Raw genomic sequence first — 14,552 nt, 5'->3', positions numbered from 1 at the left:
CGTGCTCGGACTCGGGGGCGTCGGTTCGGCAGCCGTGATGTCGACCGGCTCCGCAGGCGCGAACGCGGTCCTCGCGGTCGACCCGATCGCTGCCAGAGGCGACCTCGCGCTGGAGGCCGGCGCGACCCACACCCGCAGCCCAGACCGGCTCGACCACGCCATTTCACGCATTGCGGCGGACAGGTTCGACCGAGCCTTCGAAGCCGTCGGGTCGCCGAAGGTGTTCGAAGCCGCCCACGCCGCGACGGTCCGCAGAGGTGAAACCGTGTCGGTCAGGCTTCCGCAGCCATCGGCCGTCGTGGCTCTGCCTCCACTCAGCATCGTTGCGGAGAACCGCCGCGTCCTGGGGCCAAACATGGAGACCGCACAGAGAGCACCTGACACCCCGGCGAGGGTGTCGCTAAGGAAGGGCGGACAGGCTGCCGGTCGATCGGCTCGTGTCGAGTGCGTCGCCGCTCAAGAACAGCAACGTCGGGTCGGACGATATCGCGTCGCGACGTGCCATACGGCAGGTCGTGCACCCGCACGACGTGCGGATGGGTCCACCTGCGGGGGATTGCGAGGATGAGATGACCGCCGAGCTCTTGAACCGTGGTGCGTTCAGCGTCTTCCACGAGCTGTCGACGCGCTGGAACGACAATGACCAGTACGGGCACGTCAACAACGCGGTCTACTACGAATACTTCGACTCGGCGGTCAACGCTTGGCTGACGAAAAGGTGCGGCGACGTCACCCATCTCGGCGCACTCGGTGTTGTCGCCGAGACCAATTGCCGTTACCTGCGTTCAGCCGCGTTTCCTCAGCCTCTCGACGTCGGGATAGCACTGCTTCGACTCGGCCGCTCCAGCGTCAGCTATCAGTTGGCCGTGTTCCCGCACCACGGCGAATGGCCCCACGTCATAGGTCGATTCGTCCACGTCTACGTCGACCCCCTCACCCGCCGTCCGACGGCAGTTCCGCCGAAGGTCGCTGCGGCCGTCGCGACCCTCTCAGTCATCGATCCCGGACCCGAGGCCAACGCGGTTTCCGCGTCGGCCGTCCACTCACTCAAGGAGAACTGAACACGTGAACCGTGACGTCTACGACGAGGACCATGAGGCGTTCCGCGAGTCGGTTCGCACATGGCTGGAGCGGTCGGTCGTTCCGAACCTCGAGAAGTACGCCGACGCCCACGCCATCCCGCGCGACGTCTGGCTCGAAGCGGGCGAGCAAGGGTTCCTCGGTCTGGAGATCCCTGAGGAGTTCGGCGGAGCCGAGGCAGGCGACTACCGTTTCAACGCGGTCCTTGGCGAGGAGCTCTCGAAAGTCATGGCGGCGGCCGGGTCATGCTGGGGAATCCATGCCGACATCGTCGCCCCCTACATCGTGTCGCTCGGCACTGAGGAGCAGAAGCGACGGTGGCTCCCGGGCATCGCCTCTGGTGAGATCTGGTGCGCGATCGGCATGACGGAGCCCTCCGGCGGCTCCGACCTGGCGGCGCTCAAGACGACCGCGGTCCGCGACGGCGACGAGTGGGTCATCAACGGATCCAAAACGTTCATCACGAACGGCTACTCCGCTGACCTTGTGCTGGTCGCCGCTCGAACGGCCCCCGAAAAGAAGGCTCGCGGAATCACCCTCTTTGCGGTCGAAGCGACCAACCCCGGATTCTCGCGCGGCCGCAAGCTTGACAAGGTCGGTCAGGACGAGTCCGACACTGCGGAGCTGTTCTTCGAGAACCTGCGGGTGACCGACAACGAGATTATCGGCGAGCTCGACAATGGCTTCATCCACATGATGCAGAACCTTCCTCAGGAGCGTTTGGGCTGCGCCCTGGCAAACATCGCCCATGCCAAGCAGATCCTCATCGAGACACTCCAGTACGCCAAGGACCGGAAGGCCTTCGGTCAGTCGATCGGACAGTTTCAACACAACAAGTTTCTTCTGGCTGAGATGTTCACCCAGATCGAGGTGGCCGAGGCGTACGTCGACAAGTGCGTGCTCGCCCACACACGGGGCGACCTCACGCCTATTGAGGCAGCAAAGGCGAAGTGGTGGACGTCGCAAGTCCAGGGCGAGGTGCTCGACCATTGCGTCCAGCTGCACGGCGGCTACGGATACATGAACGAGTACCGCGTCGCGCGCGCCTGGCGCGACGCTCGTGTGACGAGAATCTGGGCCGGTTCGAACGAGATCATGAAGGAGCTCATCGGCCGCGACCTCGGACTGTGAGACTGTCTCCCACAGCCGCGTGGGTAGATCTTGGTTCGGTCATCGACCGAGTGAGGTGAAGGTGGGGGCGCGCGCTGCTGCGCGTGAGGTACCGCGCTTTAGCCCGGCCCCGATAATTGTGATCATCAGGCGTTCGCTTGAGGCGGGTCGCGACGCCGTCAGTTTCAGGCGGTCTCGAGACGACACCGGGCTCAAGCGATGGGCACGTCCGTGCCCGGCACGGCGGCGCAACACCGAAACTGCCGCGGGAGGGCACCGCGTCCCCAATGCAGCGGTCGCTGGTGCGAAGGCACATCTGCGATCGTCCCGAGATGGGCTCCCGACCCGATGGTGCACCTCGCTGAGCTGGGCCGGACAGGCTAAGTCCGCGCTTGAGGGGCCGGAGCCGAGAACCGTCCTCTTCGGCACTCTCAGCACATCTACTGGCGCGGCAAGACAATCCAGCGATCCCTCATCGGAGCAGCATGCGCCCCAGGACGCTGTTGCCTCGGGGTAACGGCCTACGTGTGGAGGCGGATCCGCATGATCATCTTCAGCCGCTTTCGGAGCGACCGCCGTCCGCACAGGCAGCCGCACAAAGCCCTGTTCTGTTCATTCATCGCGGTGGCGCTGATCGCGCTCAGCGCCTGCAGCGGTCAGCCACAGGCGACCAATTCCCGCGGCACCAAGCTGACGGTGACGACACCGGAGGCCGTCGGTGACCTGGACTCGGCCACCTGGGGGATGTACCGCCCCATCAACTCGCTCGACCCTATCGTCGCCTTCGACTATCCGGAGAACACTGTCGTCGCCACCCTGTGTGAAGCGATCCTGCGACAGCAGCCGGATGGATCGCTGAAGCCGGGACTCGCCACACTCAAATACCAGGCGCCGACCACGATCACCCTCGACCTCCGCCCCGAGGTGAGGTTCTGGGACGGCACACCCGTCACGACCGCCGACGTCATCTTCAGCCTGCAGCGGGCGGCCGATCCGAAGGCCGGCGGCTACTACACGGAGGTCTTCGACCGGGTCAGTTCGATCACCGCGACCGGTCCGAACCAGGTCACCATCACGCTCAAGCAGCCGGATTACTGGTTAGAGGGAGAACTGTCGTCACTTGCGGGCGTGGTGGTCGAGAAGCGCTACGCGCAGGCTCACGGCGACTCGTTCGGCACGCCGGCGGGCGGCATCATGTGCACCGGCCCCTACCGCGTCCAAACATGGAAGGCCGGCGGTGACATCACTGTCACCAAGAACGACTCCTACTGGGATACGTCAGCGCAGGCGAAGGCCAAGCAAATCACGTTCACAGGCGTCACGGACGCAAGCGCGATGGCCAAAGGCCTGTCGAGCGGCGAGATTGACGGCGCCTACGTGCAGGACGTGGTCTCGCTTCCAGCTTTGCAACGGGCGTCGAGTCTCAACATCTACTACGGCGCCTCGTTCGACAGCGACATGTTCATCGTCACCAGCCTTGCCGGCCCGCTCGGAGATGTGCGCGTGCGCCGCGCGCTTTCACTCGCCTTCGACCGCAAGACCTATATCAAGAGCGCCGTCCATGGGGCGGCACAGGTTCCCCGCATGCCCACCAACCCGGGCACCTGGGGCTTCGCCCACGGGGTATTCCAGCAGGCGTGGGATTCGATGCCCGAACTCAAGGTCGACCTGACGAAGGCACGGCAGCTCGTCAAGGAGGCGGGCGCGGACGGGAAGACGATCGTCATTGGCACCTCGACCGCAATCGCCGGTGTCGCACTGGAGGCAGATGCCTGGCGGGCAGCGGCCGAGAGCATCGGACTCAAAGTGACCCTCGCCAACGTATCGGCGAACAACTACTTCAACTTCTTCGTCGACGAAAAGGCCCGCGCGAACCTGGATGCGTTGATGGTGACCACCTACGGGAGCTACGCCGACCCCGCGTCGCTCGAGTCCACCTATGCACTGCCGAACGGTAGTCAAAACTTCTCCGGGTACAACAACCCGCAGATCACCAAACTCTTCGGCGAAGCACGGTCGGAGGCAGACCCCGAGCAACGAGCCAAGCTCGACGTCGAAGCCGAGAAGCTGATAATGGATGACTTGCCATGGATCCCCGTCAGCGCTCCTTACGTGGTACTGGTGATGAACAAGCGGGTGACGGGCCCTCCGTCAACGTTCAACTACATGTCCGCCCCGGTCATGGCGATGCTCGGGGCGGCAGGTTAAGTGTCGGGCTTCCTGCTTCGGCGGCTCGGGATGCTCGTTCTCACGCTCCTGGCCTCCAGCATCGTCATCTACGCCGCCCTGTATCTCGCGCCCGGAACGCCCCTGTCTGCGTTGACCGGTGGCCGACCGCTTCCCGAAGAGACGATCCGCGTCCTCGAGCAGAAGTACCACCTCGACGACCCTGTGCTCGTCGGATACTGGCACTGGCTGAACGGAGCCATGCATGGCGACTTTGGGACCTCCTTCGTACAGCGTGTGCCGGTGACCGACCTCATCGCTCCCCGAGCCCTCACGACCGCAGAACTTGTCTTCTACGCGGCTGTCCTGGTCGTCGTGTTCGGCGTCGCTATCGGGCTGCTGGGTGCGCTCCGTCCAGGGATCGTCGACAGCGGGATGCTGATCTCCACGACCGTCCTGGCTGCCACGCCGTCATTCGTCGCCGCCACGGTGCTGATCTCGGTGTTCTCGGTCAGGTTGGGCTGGTTCCCGACCCTGGGCGCCGGAGACGGGCTCTTGGACCAGATCCGGCATCTGACCCTGCCGGCCATCGCACTAGCGACCTCGTCTCTCGCGCTCGTGGCTCGAGTCACGAGGGCATCGGTTCTTGAGGAAGCAGACCGCGAACATGTGCAGACTGCCCAAGCGCGCGGCCTGCCGCGCCGACTCATTGTGCGCCGGCACGTGCTGAGAAATGCGGCGATACCGATCACGACCGTCACGGGCGTCACCATCGCGTCGCTCGTCGCCGCGGTGGCGGTTGTCGAGCAGGCCTTCAACATCGACGGGCTCGGGGCCTACCTGGTCGAGGCAGCGTCCTCGAAGGACTTCGCCGTGGTACAGGCCATCTCGCTGCTCCTGGTTGTCGCCTTCGTCCTGACGAGCACTGTCGTCGACATTCTGTACGCGGCACTGGACCCGCGAGTGAAACTCGGGAGCCACACATCATGACCGTTTCGTCCGCGAGCGTCAGCCTCAAGGAAACTCCGCGCCGGCGGGTCAAGCGACGGCTCACCATCTCGGAAGTGCTCTGCGCAATCGTGATCGGAATCGCCGCTATTCTGGCGATCGCCGGACCCGCCCTCGCGCCGCATGACCCCGACGCCGTGGATCTTGCCAACGCCAACGTCGGCACGACGCTGGCCGGATTCCATCCGCTGGGGTTCGACGCCGAGGGTCGGGACCTCTTGTCCCGGGTGCTCGCGGGAGCGCGCACGTCAATGGTCGGCCCGTTGATTGTCGTACTCATCGCCGTCAGTCTTGGCTCGCTCGTCGCCGTCGCTGCCGCCTGGGTGGGCGGGTGGCTCGATATGACCGCAGGTGCGGTTCTCGACGTGATCTTCGCCTTTCCAGGGCTCCTTTTGGCGGTACTAGCGACCGCCGTCTTCGGGCCTGGCCTTACGGCGGCAGCCATGGCACTGGTAATCGCCTACGTGCCTTACGTCGCGCGGGTACTCCGCGCTTCGGCCCTGCGCGAACGGTCGCGCGACTACGTGGCGGCGCTTGAGGTGCAAGGGCAGCCTGCGCTTGCCATCTGCCTGCGGCACATCCTGCCGAACATGTTTCGGGTCATCGTCGCTGAAGCAACGATCCTGTTCGGCTGGGCGATGCTCGACCTTGCGGCGATCTCCTTTCTCGGGCTGGGTGTCCAGCCGCCTGCGGCCGATTGGGGCGTGATGGTGTCCGAAGGTGAGGTCGGAGTACTCCAGGGCTACCCGGGTGAGTCCTTGGCGGCCGGAATCGCGATCGTCCTGGTTGTCGTTGCCTTCAACGTCGCCGGCGAGCGCCTCGCGACCCGGGCGTCGGAGGGCAACCGATGAATCTGCTCGAGGTCGACGACCTACATGTGGACTTGAGGACGGGCGACACTATGGCTCCGGTGCTCCGCGGCGTCTCGTTGAGGGTTTCGGCGGGGGAGGCCGTCGGCCTCGTGGGCGAGTCCGGATGTGGCAAGTCGATGACGACGCGGGCGGTGATGAACCTCCTGCCCCGCGGCGCGACAACCACGGGGCGAGTCCGCTTCGAGGGTAGCGACATCCTCGCGGCTGAAAGAGCAGTCGTGCGGGCCAGCCGCCAGCGGATCGGGATCGTCTTTCAAGACCCACGAGCCCACATCAATCCGGTGCGGCGCATCGAGGACTTCATCACGGAACAGGCGAGATCTCAGGGGCACGTGCGGCGCATGGCGGACCGGCGTGCCCTGGAACTGCTCGAGGACGTGGGGATCGAGGATCCGCGGCGGTGCATGACGCGCTACCCGCACCAGTTGTCCGGAGGAATGCTGCAGCGCGTGATGATCGCGGCTGCGTTGATGGTCGAGCCGGTGCTGATCCTCGCCGACGAACCAACGACGGCGCTCGACGTGACGACGCAGTCAGAAGTCATGGCCATCCTCGATGAGCTCCGGCGGGAGCGTGGCGTCGCCCTGCTCTTCATAAGCCACGACCTCGACCTCGCGATGGCGGTCTGTGACCGGATCTCAGTCATGTACGCCGGACAGATCGTTGAGACCCGTGCGGCCGCATTGCTCCACGACGACCCGCTGCATCCGTACACCGCCGGACTCGCGTCCGCTCGGCCAAGCGTCGCCCACACGGCCGGTCGGCTGGCCGCGATTCCCGGCAGACCTCTGTCTGCCCTGGAGGCGCCCGAGGGTTGTGCGTTCGCGCCGCGATGCGCCCACGAGAAGCCGGCGTGCTCGGAACCTCAGCTGCTGGTCGCGCTCGACGAGGGAGAGGCGCGCTGCGTCCGGGCCACCGAGCTGCGCGGACTGCTCGGGAGCAAACGTGGCTGACAGCAGCAGCCCGATGTTGACCGTCAGTGGGCTGCGCAAAGAGTTCGGGGACCAGGTCGCGGTCGATGACGTCGACTTCGAGCTGATGGCCGGCGGATCGCTGGCGATTGTTGGCGAGTCCGGATCAGGCAAGACGACGGTCGCCCGGATGATAGCCGGCTTGGAGCGCCCGACCCGCGGGACAATCATCTGCTGCGGCCGCGACCGTTCCGTCCCGGCTCGCTCCACACGGGAACGGCGTCGACGCGGTGGCGAGGTTCAGATCGTCTTCCAGGACCCGTACTCGAGCCTGGATCCGCGCCAGACCGCGCGGGCCTGCCTCGACGAGGTCCTCCGTCTTCACCAGCCGGATACGCATGATGTCCGACGCGCGCGGATCGGCGAGCTGGCTGAGATGGTGGGACTTGACGACCGCCAGCTGAGTGTGCGTCCAGTCGCGCTATCAGGCGGGCAACGTCAACGGGTGGCCATCGCTCGTGCGCTCGCGGCGCGGCCGCGCTTGTTGATCCTCGACGAGTCTGTCTCGGCATTGGACGTATCGATCCAAGCGCAGGTGTTGAACGTTCTGGCCGACATTCGTGAGGAGACCGGTTTGCCGTACCTGCTCATCAGCCACGATCTCGCCGTCGTCCGTCAGCTCACTGAGCATGCACTGGTGATGAGGCGTGGCCAGATCGTCGAACAGGGCACGACCGCGCAGATCCTCGACTCGCCGCAGCATCCGTACACCCAAGCCTTGCGGGCGAGCGTTCCCGAGCCGGGATGGCGACCGACCAGGCAGGCCCGGGGACCAATGCTCGACGAGTGAGCGGTCGCGCAGACGCCGGACGCGGCACGGCGGCGGACGGCCACAGTCGACCAGCTCATCGCGGGACCTGTGTCTGCGGCTGTCACACGCGCGGTTCACGCTGGCCATAACGGCCGATGGCGGCCCCATGCTGTGGGCTGGCACTCAACGTCAATGGCAAACGTGACGCCCTTCAGCACGCTTGAGTTGAAACGGTCCGGCGGGCTGGGACGGGACAGCCGTCGAGCTAGCGCAACGCGTGCGCGTTCCGATCTCGGATCGACTCACCGAAAGGGACTTGGTGACCCACATGGCGAAATCGAAGGCCAAGCTGTATCAGTTCGGTGCCGCGCCGACACCTGCGACGACCACGATGTGGTTCGTCGCGGCGCCGTTCGCGCCGATCCGGGATGACGAGAAGGCGTTCGCATTGCCGGCCGGTGTGGTCGCGCATGCGAAGCAGATGGGCACGACCCAGACAGCGTGCGGCCGCTCCGCCCTGACGTGGCACCGTATCTGGACACGTGCGTTTCCCGAGCCAACGGTGCCCAGCTGCAAGGAGTGCCTGCGGGCCATTGGCTTGGCGGAAAAGGACGTGCAGAAACTGGGCTGCGTTTGACGGCCGCGCTGCCCGGATCCCTCGCGATGGCACGGTCACCGAGACGAGCACCGGAGGCGAGGGCGTCACCGGCCAACCGCCTGACTGGTTTCGCTGTCAAGCGGGTCAGGTTTGCCTCCCGGGCCGCTGCCGGGACCACTAGACGCCTACTTGCTGCCCCGCCGCGAAGTGCTGGAGGGGACCGTCGCCGGGGGCCGCTGACCGAATGAGCTTCTTGTTGACGAACTCGTCGGCTCCGGAGCGACCAAGTTCGCGCCCGAAACCAGATCGCTTGATGCCGCCGAATGGAAGCTCGGGGCTGTCAGCGAGCACGATGTTGACGAACACCATGCCTGCTTCGATTTGATTGGCCACGCGGTCCGCTTGGTCCTGGTCATTGGTCATCACGTACGAGCCCAGCCCGAACGGCGTGAGGTTCGCGATCGCTACCGCTTCAGCCTCGTCGCTGGCCCGGTAGACCTGCGCGACTGGTCCAAAGAACTCCTCTTGGGAGGCTTCGTCGCCGGGCGTGATCCCGGTGAGGATCGTCGGTTCGAAGAAGTTGCCGTGCTGCCCTCCGCCAACCACGACAGATGCGCCGGCTGCGACGGCCCGGTCGACCTGATCACGAAGCCGCGCCGCAGCGGCGGCTGAGGACAGGGGGCCGATCTCGGTTCCTCGGACGGCGGGGTCACCAGGTGTCGCAGTCTCGAAGACCGCCTTGAACTTCTCGAGAAAGGCGTCGTAGAGATGATCGATGATGATGAAGCGCTTGGCGGCGTTGCACGCTTGACCAGTGTTCTCGAGCCGTACGGTCGCAGCGGCTTCCACGACCGCGTCGAGGTCGTCGGTGCCAAGGAGAAGAAACGGATCCGACCCACCCAACTCAAGGACGATCTTCTTCAGGTGGCGGCCCGCAAGTTCCGCCACCGCTGCGCCCGCCCGCTCCGACCCGGTAACCGAGACGCCGCGAACCCGCGGGTCGGCGATGACGGACTCGACCTGGGCGTTCGTAGCGTAGATGTTCTCGTAGGCACCGCGCGGAAAGCCCGCGTCGTCGAACATCGCGTGGATCGCCTCAGCCGACTCCGGGCACTGGGGCGCGTGCTTGAGCAGGATCGGGTTCCCGACGACAAGGTTGGGCGCCGCGAACCGCGCGACCTGATAGTAGGGAAAGTTCCACGGCATGATTCCGAGCAGGACGCCGAACTGGCTCCGACGGATGATTGCGCTGCCGCCTCCGCGGACCAGGTCGATCGGCTCATCGGCGAGGAGTGTCTCAGCCTGGTCGGCGTAGAAGTGGTAAATCGCGCCTGCGTAGTCCACCTCGATCAGCGCCTGCTCAAACGGCTTTCCCATCTCGCGCATCACGATCTCGGCGAGTTGTTCGCGGCGCTCATAGTGCAGGTCGCCAACAGCACGGACGAGGACCGCACGTTCGAACACGCTCGAACCGCGGGCCCAGGCGGCGGCCGCCCCCGCCCGCTCAATTGCCGCCCGAAGCTCGGCGTCGGTGATCTCCGGATATTCCTTCAACGTCTCGCCGGTGGCGGGGTTGGTGACGGCGTAGGTGCTCACTTCGGCTCTCACTCTCGCGTTCAGTTGTGGATGCCTCGAACGATGAAGCGTCGGTCAGCCGCCCTTCATCGAAGGGCTAGTTGACGACTCGCGGTCCAACGCCAGGAGGTCGTGAACCCGACGTGGTACCAAACTTCTCCACGCCATCGATCGCACATTGCTTGAGCGCGCCGCCCGATTGCCTCTGCGTGCCACTCGCGTCCGCGCGAACGGTTCGAAGTGGATCTGGTTGGGGTGACGCTGGAGCCTCGCTGAATAGTCGGTGTGCTGGGAGCCGTTCCGTGTCGACTCAGCCAGGGCGCCAGTGCAAATGGACCTCACCCTCTCCCTGTGGCAGACGGTCGCGTTCGTCATCTCGGGGATCTTGTCGGGGGAGTGACCGTGGGAGTGACCGGACCATCGGTATAACGAACGGCCCGGTATGAGCCAGACCCTGACCGGATACGCCAAGGGATGCCATCCGGCGCCCGCCCGAGCAGGCGGTCGCCGGCTAGGTTCGTCGGTCACGCTGGTGACGGCGAGGAGTCCGGCAGCACAACGACGCCGTCCTCATCGCACACGACATAGGCGCCTGGGGTGAAGACCGCGCCGCCGAAGCTGACGACCACGTCCGTCTCGCCGGCACCGTGTTTGTGGGACTTGCGCGGGTTGGTGCCGAGCGCCTTCACGCCGAGGTCGATCCCGCCGAGAGCGTCTGCATCACGGATGGCGCCGAAGATGACGGCGCCCTCCCAGCCATTGTCGGCGGCGATCTGCGCCATCTTGTCGCCCATCATCGCACAGTGCACCGACCCACCGGCGTCAACGACGACGACCTTGCCGTGGCCGGGTTCGCTGACCACCTTCTTGAGCAGCGCGTTGTCCTCGTGAGAGCGGACGGTCACGATCTCGCCCTGGAAACGCGACTTTGGGCCGAACTGACGGAACTGCGTGTCGCAGGAGTGGAGTGCGTCGCCGTGCTCGTCATACAGGTCGGCGGTGGGGATGAACTGGGTCATCGAGGTTCCCTTCTGAAGATTGCTGCTCAGGTGGTTGGGGTGGTGGGGGCTTGACCAGGGGAGCCAATGCTCCGAGAAAGCACGGCGACAGCTGCGAGGGAGACGCCCGTGGCGCACAGCACGGCGCCCGCTCCAGAGCCGATGGCGAGCACGCCGGCGGCTGAAGGTAGGACGACCTGTCCGAGCCGGTTGCCGGTCAGCCGCAGCGACATTGCCCGCCCGCGTAGGCCGGGCGGGCTCGACTCGGCGAGCCATGACATGGTGAGCGGTTGTCCGCATCCCAGGCCGAAGCCCATGCCCAGGACGAGCAGGAAGAGCGTCGGTGTGCTGGAGACGAAGGCGAGCGCGGCCATGGTGACGGCGGCTACCGACACGCTGGTGGTGAGCAGGCGCGCGCGTCCCAGCAGGTCGACGAGACGGCCGAGGAACAGTCGAGAGCCCATGCTGGCCACTGCTCGGACCGTCAGCAGTGCGCCGACCGTTCCCGCCGCCACGGAGCGTTCGCTGCCGAGCGCGGGAAGGTAGACGACCGTAATGTCCACGGCGGCCTGTACGACGCAACTGACCGTTAGTGCCAGCACGAGTTCTCGCCGGCGCAGCAGAGAGGCGACCGAGCCTTCACGCCGTTCGGCAGCGCCCATGGGCCGCTCCTGACTCGGCACGGCGGCCGCCGTGGCGATCAGTGTCAGGCTGAGCAAGGTGGCCCAGACGAAGATCGTGTGGGTATGGGGGATGGCCTGCGAGCGGCCGGACACGATGATCAGTCCCGGGCCGATGGCCTGGCCGAGTGAGGCGGCGAATGTGTACCTGCCGAACACGCTGTCGTAGCGGGAGGCGTCCGTGCGGTTCGCGACCAGCGCCTGCTGGGCCACCACGGAGCCGAGATGCCCGGTTCCCAGCAGGATAAACCCGACTAGCAGTCCCCAGACATAGTCGCCGAGGAAGACCAGGACGGCTCCGGCCGCGGTGGCCAGCACAGCTCCAGTGACCATGACGCGTCGTTCGCCGATGCGGTCGACGGTGCGGCCAAGTTGGACCGCGACCAGGAGCGGCACGATCGCGAAGCTGGCGCTCATCAGACCGAGCCACTGCGCGCCGACGCCGAGCTCGAGAGCGCGGTAGGTGGCGCTGGGGCGGACCACGAAGGTGACAGCCTGCACCACGATCGTGTTGGCCACGAATGCGGCCTGCCACCCGTGGCTCATCGCGTGGAGTCGGCGCATCGGGCGGCTGGTGAATGGTCAGGACAGGGACGTCACGGTGGCGGATGGAGTGCCGGCGCCGAGCCGGTCGGCCGCCTTCGCGCCCAAGCTGGTGTTGATGTGCTGAAGCATTACCGCTGCAGCGAGCTCTGCCTCGCCGCTCACGATCGCGTCCACCAGTGCGTGGTGCTCCTCGTCCTTCTGATCGCGCTCCTCCTGGCTGCGCTGCACCTCCAGGCCCATCCGGCGATACCGATCAGCCTTGTCCCACAGTCCGTTGAGCGTCGAGATCAGCAGGTCGTTGTGCGAGGCCTCGTACACCGCCTGGTGAAAGGCTCGGTGCGCGGTGAGATCAGGGATGGTCGGGTTGCTAAGCAGAGGCTTCGTATGGTCCAGCCGCTCGCGCATGAGACGGATGTCCTCTTTCGTCCGTCGCTGCGCGGCGAGCGAGGCAGCCAGTGGGTCGAGCGATAGGCGGATCTCCAACAGGTCGCGAGCCTCCTCCGCGGTGAGCGGCGAGACCCGCGCGTCGCGGTGCGCGTCCAGCTCGACCAGCCCTTCGGTCATGAGCCGGCGCAGGGCCTCGCGCAAGGGGGTGGTGCTGATCCCGATCGTCTTCGCCAGCATGGCCTGCTGCAGCACGGCGCCGGGCGCGAACTCGCCCGAGAGGATGCCCTCGCGCAGACGTGTGTAGGCGAAGTCGCTCTTGGTGACGTACAGCCCGGCGGGCTCAGACATGGGGCCTCCTCAGGTACCGCTGGTTATAACGTAGCCCACATGCCCGCTCGAATGAAGCCACAGACGATCGAGAGAAACGTCCGCGTCGACTTCTGCGAATCGGGCGAGGTGACGGTTTTCCCACGTCAGACCAGCCAGAATCAGTCTCGGGCGATGCCGGTCGTCACAAACTTTCCTCCTTGAGGCTTGACGGTCATAGGTTATAACGAGCACAGTGGTCGCCGTCACATCACTCTTGCCGTTGCACTGAGGAGCGGTTCATGAAGACAAGTCAGGCCAAGCTCGGGCTTCATCGTGGATCCAGGTTCGCCCTGGCCGTCGCCGGCGTCGTCGCGCTGTCGTCGCTCGCCGCCTGTGGTGGCGGCGGTGACGCCGCGGAGAAGCCGAAGGAGAACAAGATCGCCGTCTCTGAGGTGCCGAGCTACTACCCGGCGGACTACTCCAGCGTTCTTGACGCCTCGAAGAAGGAGGGCGGCGAGCTGACCATCTACTCCAACACCTCCGAGGAGAACTGGGCGCCGATCTTCCGCGACTTCCAGAAAAAGTTTCCGTGGGTCAAGAAGGTCTCTGCCAACGACCTCGACAGCGACGAGGTGTTCCAGAAGGTACTGAGCGAGCACGCCACCGGCTCCTCGCCCGTCGACCTGATCGTCTCCAACGCCGCCTCCGCCTGGGCGGAGTTCGCGCAGCGCCCCGACGTCCTCGAGGCCTACAAGCCGGCTGAGCTGGCAGAGATGCCCGACGCGCAGCTGCTCCCCAACGTTTACGCGATGTCGAAGGACCCCATGACCATCGCCTACAACACCTCGCTCATGGACAAGGCGCCCACCAGCATCCACGACCTCGCGGAGATGGTGAAGGCCGACCCGAAGAAGTTCGAGAACAAGATCACCGTGCGCGACCCGGAGAGCTCCTTCGGCTTCTCGGTCACCAAGGCGTTCACCGACGCCAACCCCCAGGCGTGGACCGACTTCGAGACGCTGCTGCCGGCCGCGCGGCCGGAGACGTCCTCGGGCACCCAGCTCGAGAAGATCACCTCCGGTGAGTACGTCGCCGGGTTCTTCATCAGCGGCGGACCGGCCTTCCCGGTCGTCGACGACAGCGACGGCCTGGTCCAGGTCACCTACCCCTCCGACGGCACCAGTGTCCTGCCGCGCGGTGTCGGCATCGCCGCGGATGCGCCCGACCCGGCCACCGCCAAGCTCTTCGTCGACTTCGTCCTCTCGGAGGAGGGCCAGCGCGCGGTCGCCGAGGGCGGCCTCTCGTCCTACCGCGAAGGGATCTCTGGCCCCGGGCTGCACACCTATCAGGAGCTCGTCTCCAAGGTCGGCCAGGACAAGGTGATCCCGGTCAAGTACGAGGTGGTCTCCAAGGAGGACTCCACCGCGTGGCTCGACAAGTTCAACGCGCTCGTCAAGCAGTGACGACCGCCTAGACAGCACCGACACAAGTCCCACGATCG

The 14,552-nt window shown here is 65.7% G+C and carries 13 protein-coding genes; 9 read left to right on the top strand and 4 right to left on the bottom strand.

All coding sequences use genetic code 11. From position 1 onward, the window contains the following. The first annotated feature begins 569 nt into the window (after nt 1-569). The 8 genes from QDS12_RS18290 (at nt 570) to QDS12_RS18255 (ending at nt 8,595) form a co-directional block, all read left to right on the top strand. Nucleotides 570-1,061, top strand: coding sequence for a thioesterase family protein (locus QDS12_RS18290; protein ID WP_279881658.1), 492 nt, complete (start codon nt 570-572; stop codon nt 1,059-1,061). Between the two features lie 4 nt (nt 1,062-1,065). Continuing rightward, nucleotides 1,066-2,211, top strand: coding sequence for an acyl-CoA dehydrogenase family protein (locus QDS12_RS18285; RefSeq protein WP_279881654.1), 1,146 nt, complete (start codon nt 1,066-1,068; stop codon nt 2,209-2,211). A 522-nt stretch (nt 2,212-2,733) separates the two neighbouring features. After that, entirely contained in the window at nt 2,734-4,398 is a 1,665-nt protein-coding gene (locus QDS12_RS18280) for an ABC transporter substrate-binding protein (RefSeq protein ID WP_279881651.1), read from the top strand. Further along, nucleotides 4,399-5,346 carry an ABC transporter permease gene (locus tag QDS12_RS18275; protein ID WP_279881648.1) on the top strand — a complete coding sequence of 316 codons (948 nt, stop codon included), beginning with the start codon at nt 4,399-4,401 and terminating at the stop codon, nt 5,344-5,346. After that, nucleotides 5,343-6,215 (top strand): ABC transporter permease, encoded by an 873-nt coding sequence (locus tag QDS12_RS18270; protein WP_279881645.1) that lies wholly within the window; start codon nt 5,343-5,345, stop codon nt 6,213-6,215. The genes QDS12_RS18275 and QDS12_RS18270 overlap by 4 nt, the downstream gene beginning before the upstream one ends. Next, nucleotides 6,212-7,189 carry an ABC transporter ATP-binding protein gene (locus QDS12_RS18265; RefSeq protein ID WP_279881642.1) on the top strand — a complete coding sequence of 326 codons (978 nt, stop codon included), beginning with the start codon at nt 6,212-6,214 and terminating at the stop codon, nt 7,187-7,189. Before QDS12_RS18270 ends, QDS12_RS18265 begins: the two co-directional genes overlap by 4 nt. Then, the gene (locus tag QDS12_RS18260; RefSeq protein ID WP_279881639.1) at nt 7,182-7,997 is read left to right on the top strand and encodes an ATP-binding cassette domain-containing protein; all 816 of its coding nucleotides are present in this window, start codon (nt 7,182-7,184) and stop codon (nt 7,995-7,997) included. Before QDS12_RS18265 ends, QDS12_RS18260 begins: the two co-directional genes overlap by 8 nt. A 280-nt stretch (nt 7,998-8,277) precedes the next feature. Then, on the top strand, nt 8,278-8,595 hold the full coding sequence (locus QDS12_RS18255) for a hypothetical protein (protein WP_279881636.1): 318 nt from the start codon (nt 8,278-8,280) through the stop codon (nt 8,593-8,595). A gap of 138 nt (nt 8,596-8,733) precedes the next feature. Here the strand turns inward: QDS12_RS18255 and QDS12_RS18250 are convergent, their stop codons facing one another. From QDS12_RS18250 to QDS12_RS18235, 4 genes are all read right to left on the bottom strand, one after another. Beyond that, nucleotides 8,734-10,152 (bottom strand): aldehyde dehydrogenase family protein, encoded by a 1,419-nt coding sequence (locus tag QDS12_RS18250; RefSeq protein ID WP_279881633.1) that lies wholly within the window; start codon nt 10,150-10,152, stop codon nt 8,734-8,736. 503 nt (nt 10,153-10,655) lie between these two features. Beyond that, a complete protein-coding gene (rraA, locus tag QDS12_RS18245; protein ID WP_279881630.1) occupies nt 10,656-11,150 on the bottom strand; it encodes a ribonuclease E activity regulator RraA in 495 nt (164 codons plus the stop codon). A 26-nt stretch (nt 11,151-11,176) separates the two neighbouring features. Continuing rightward, complete coding sequence (locus QDS12_RS18240; protein WP_279881628.1) at nt 11,177-12,328, bottom strand: MFS transporter; 1,152 nt, start codon at nt 12,326-12,328, stop codon at nt 11,177-11,179. A 63-nt stretch (nt 12,329-12,391) separates the two neighbouring features. Further along, nucleotides 12,392-13,090 (bottom strand): GntR family transcriptional regulator, encoded by a 699-nt coding sequence (locus QDS12_RS18235; protein WP_279881625.1) that lies wholly within the window; start codon nt 13,088-13,090, stop codon nt 12,392-12,394. 260 nt (nt 13,091-13,350) lie between these two features. Between QDS12_RS18235 and QDS12_RS18230 the strand changes: the two genes are divergently transcribed. Beyond that, nucleotides 13,351-14,514 carry an extracellular solute-binding protein gene (locus QDS12_RS18230; RefSeq protein ID WP_279881623.1) on the top strand — a complete coding sequence of 388 codons (1,164 nt, stop codon included), beginning with the start codon at nt 13,351-13,353 and terminating at the stop codon, nt 14,512-14,514. Nucleotides 14,515-14,552: the final 38 nt, after the last annotated feature.

This window comes from Nocardioides sp. CER19 (assembly GCF_029846275.1).
In the GTDB taxonomy this organism is placed as follows: domain Bacteria; phylum Actinomycetota; class Actinomycetes; order Propionibacteriales; family Nocardioidaceae; genus Nocardioides.
The sequence above is the reverse complement of the archived record's forward strand: the minus strand, read 5'-3'. Positions and strand labels throughout refer to the sequence as shown.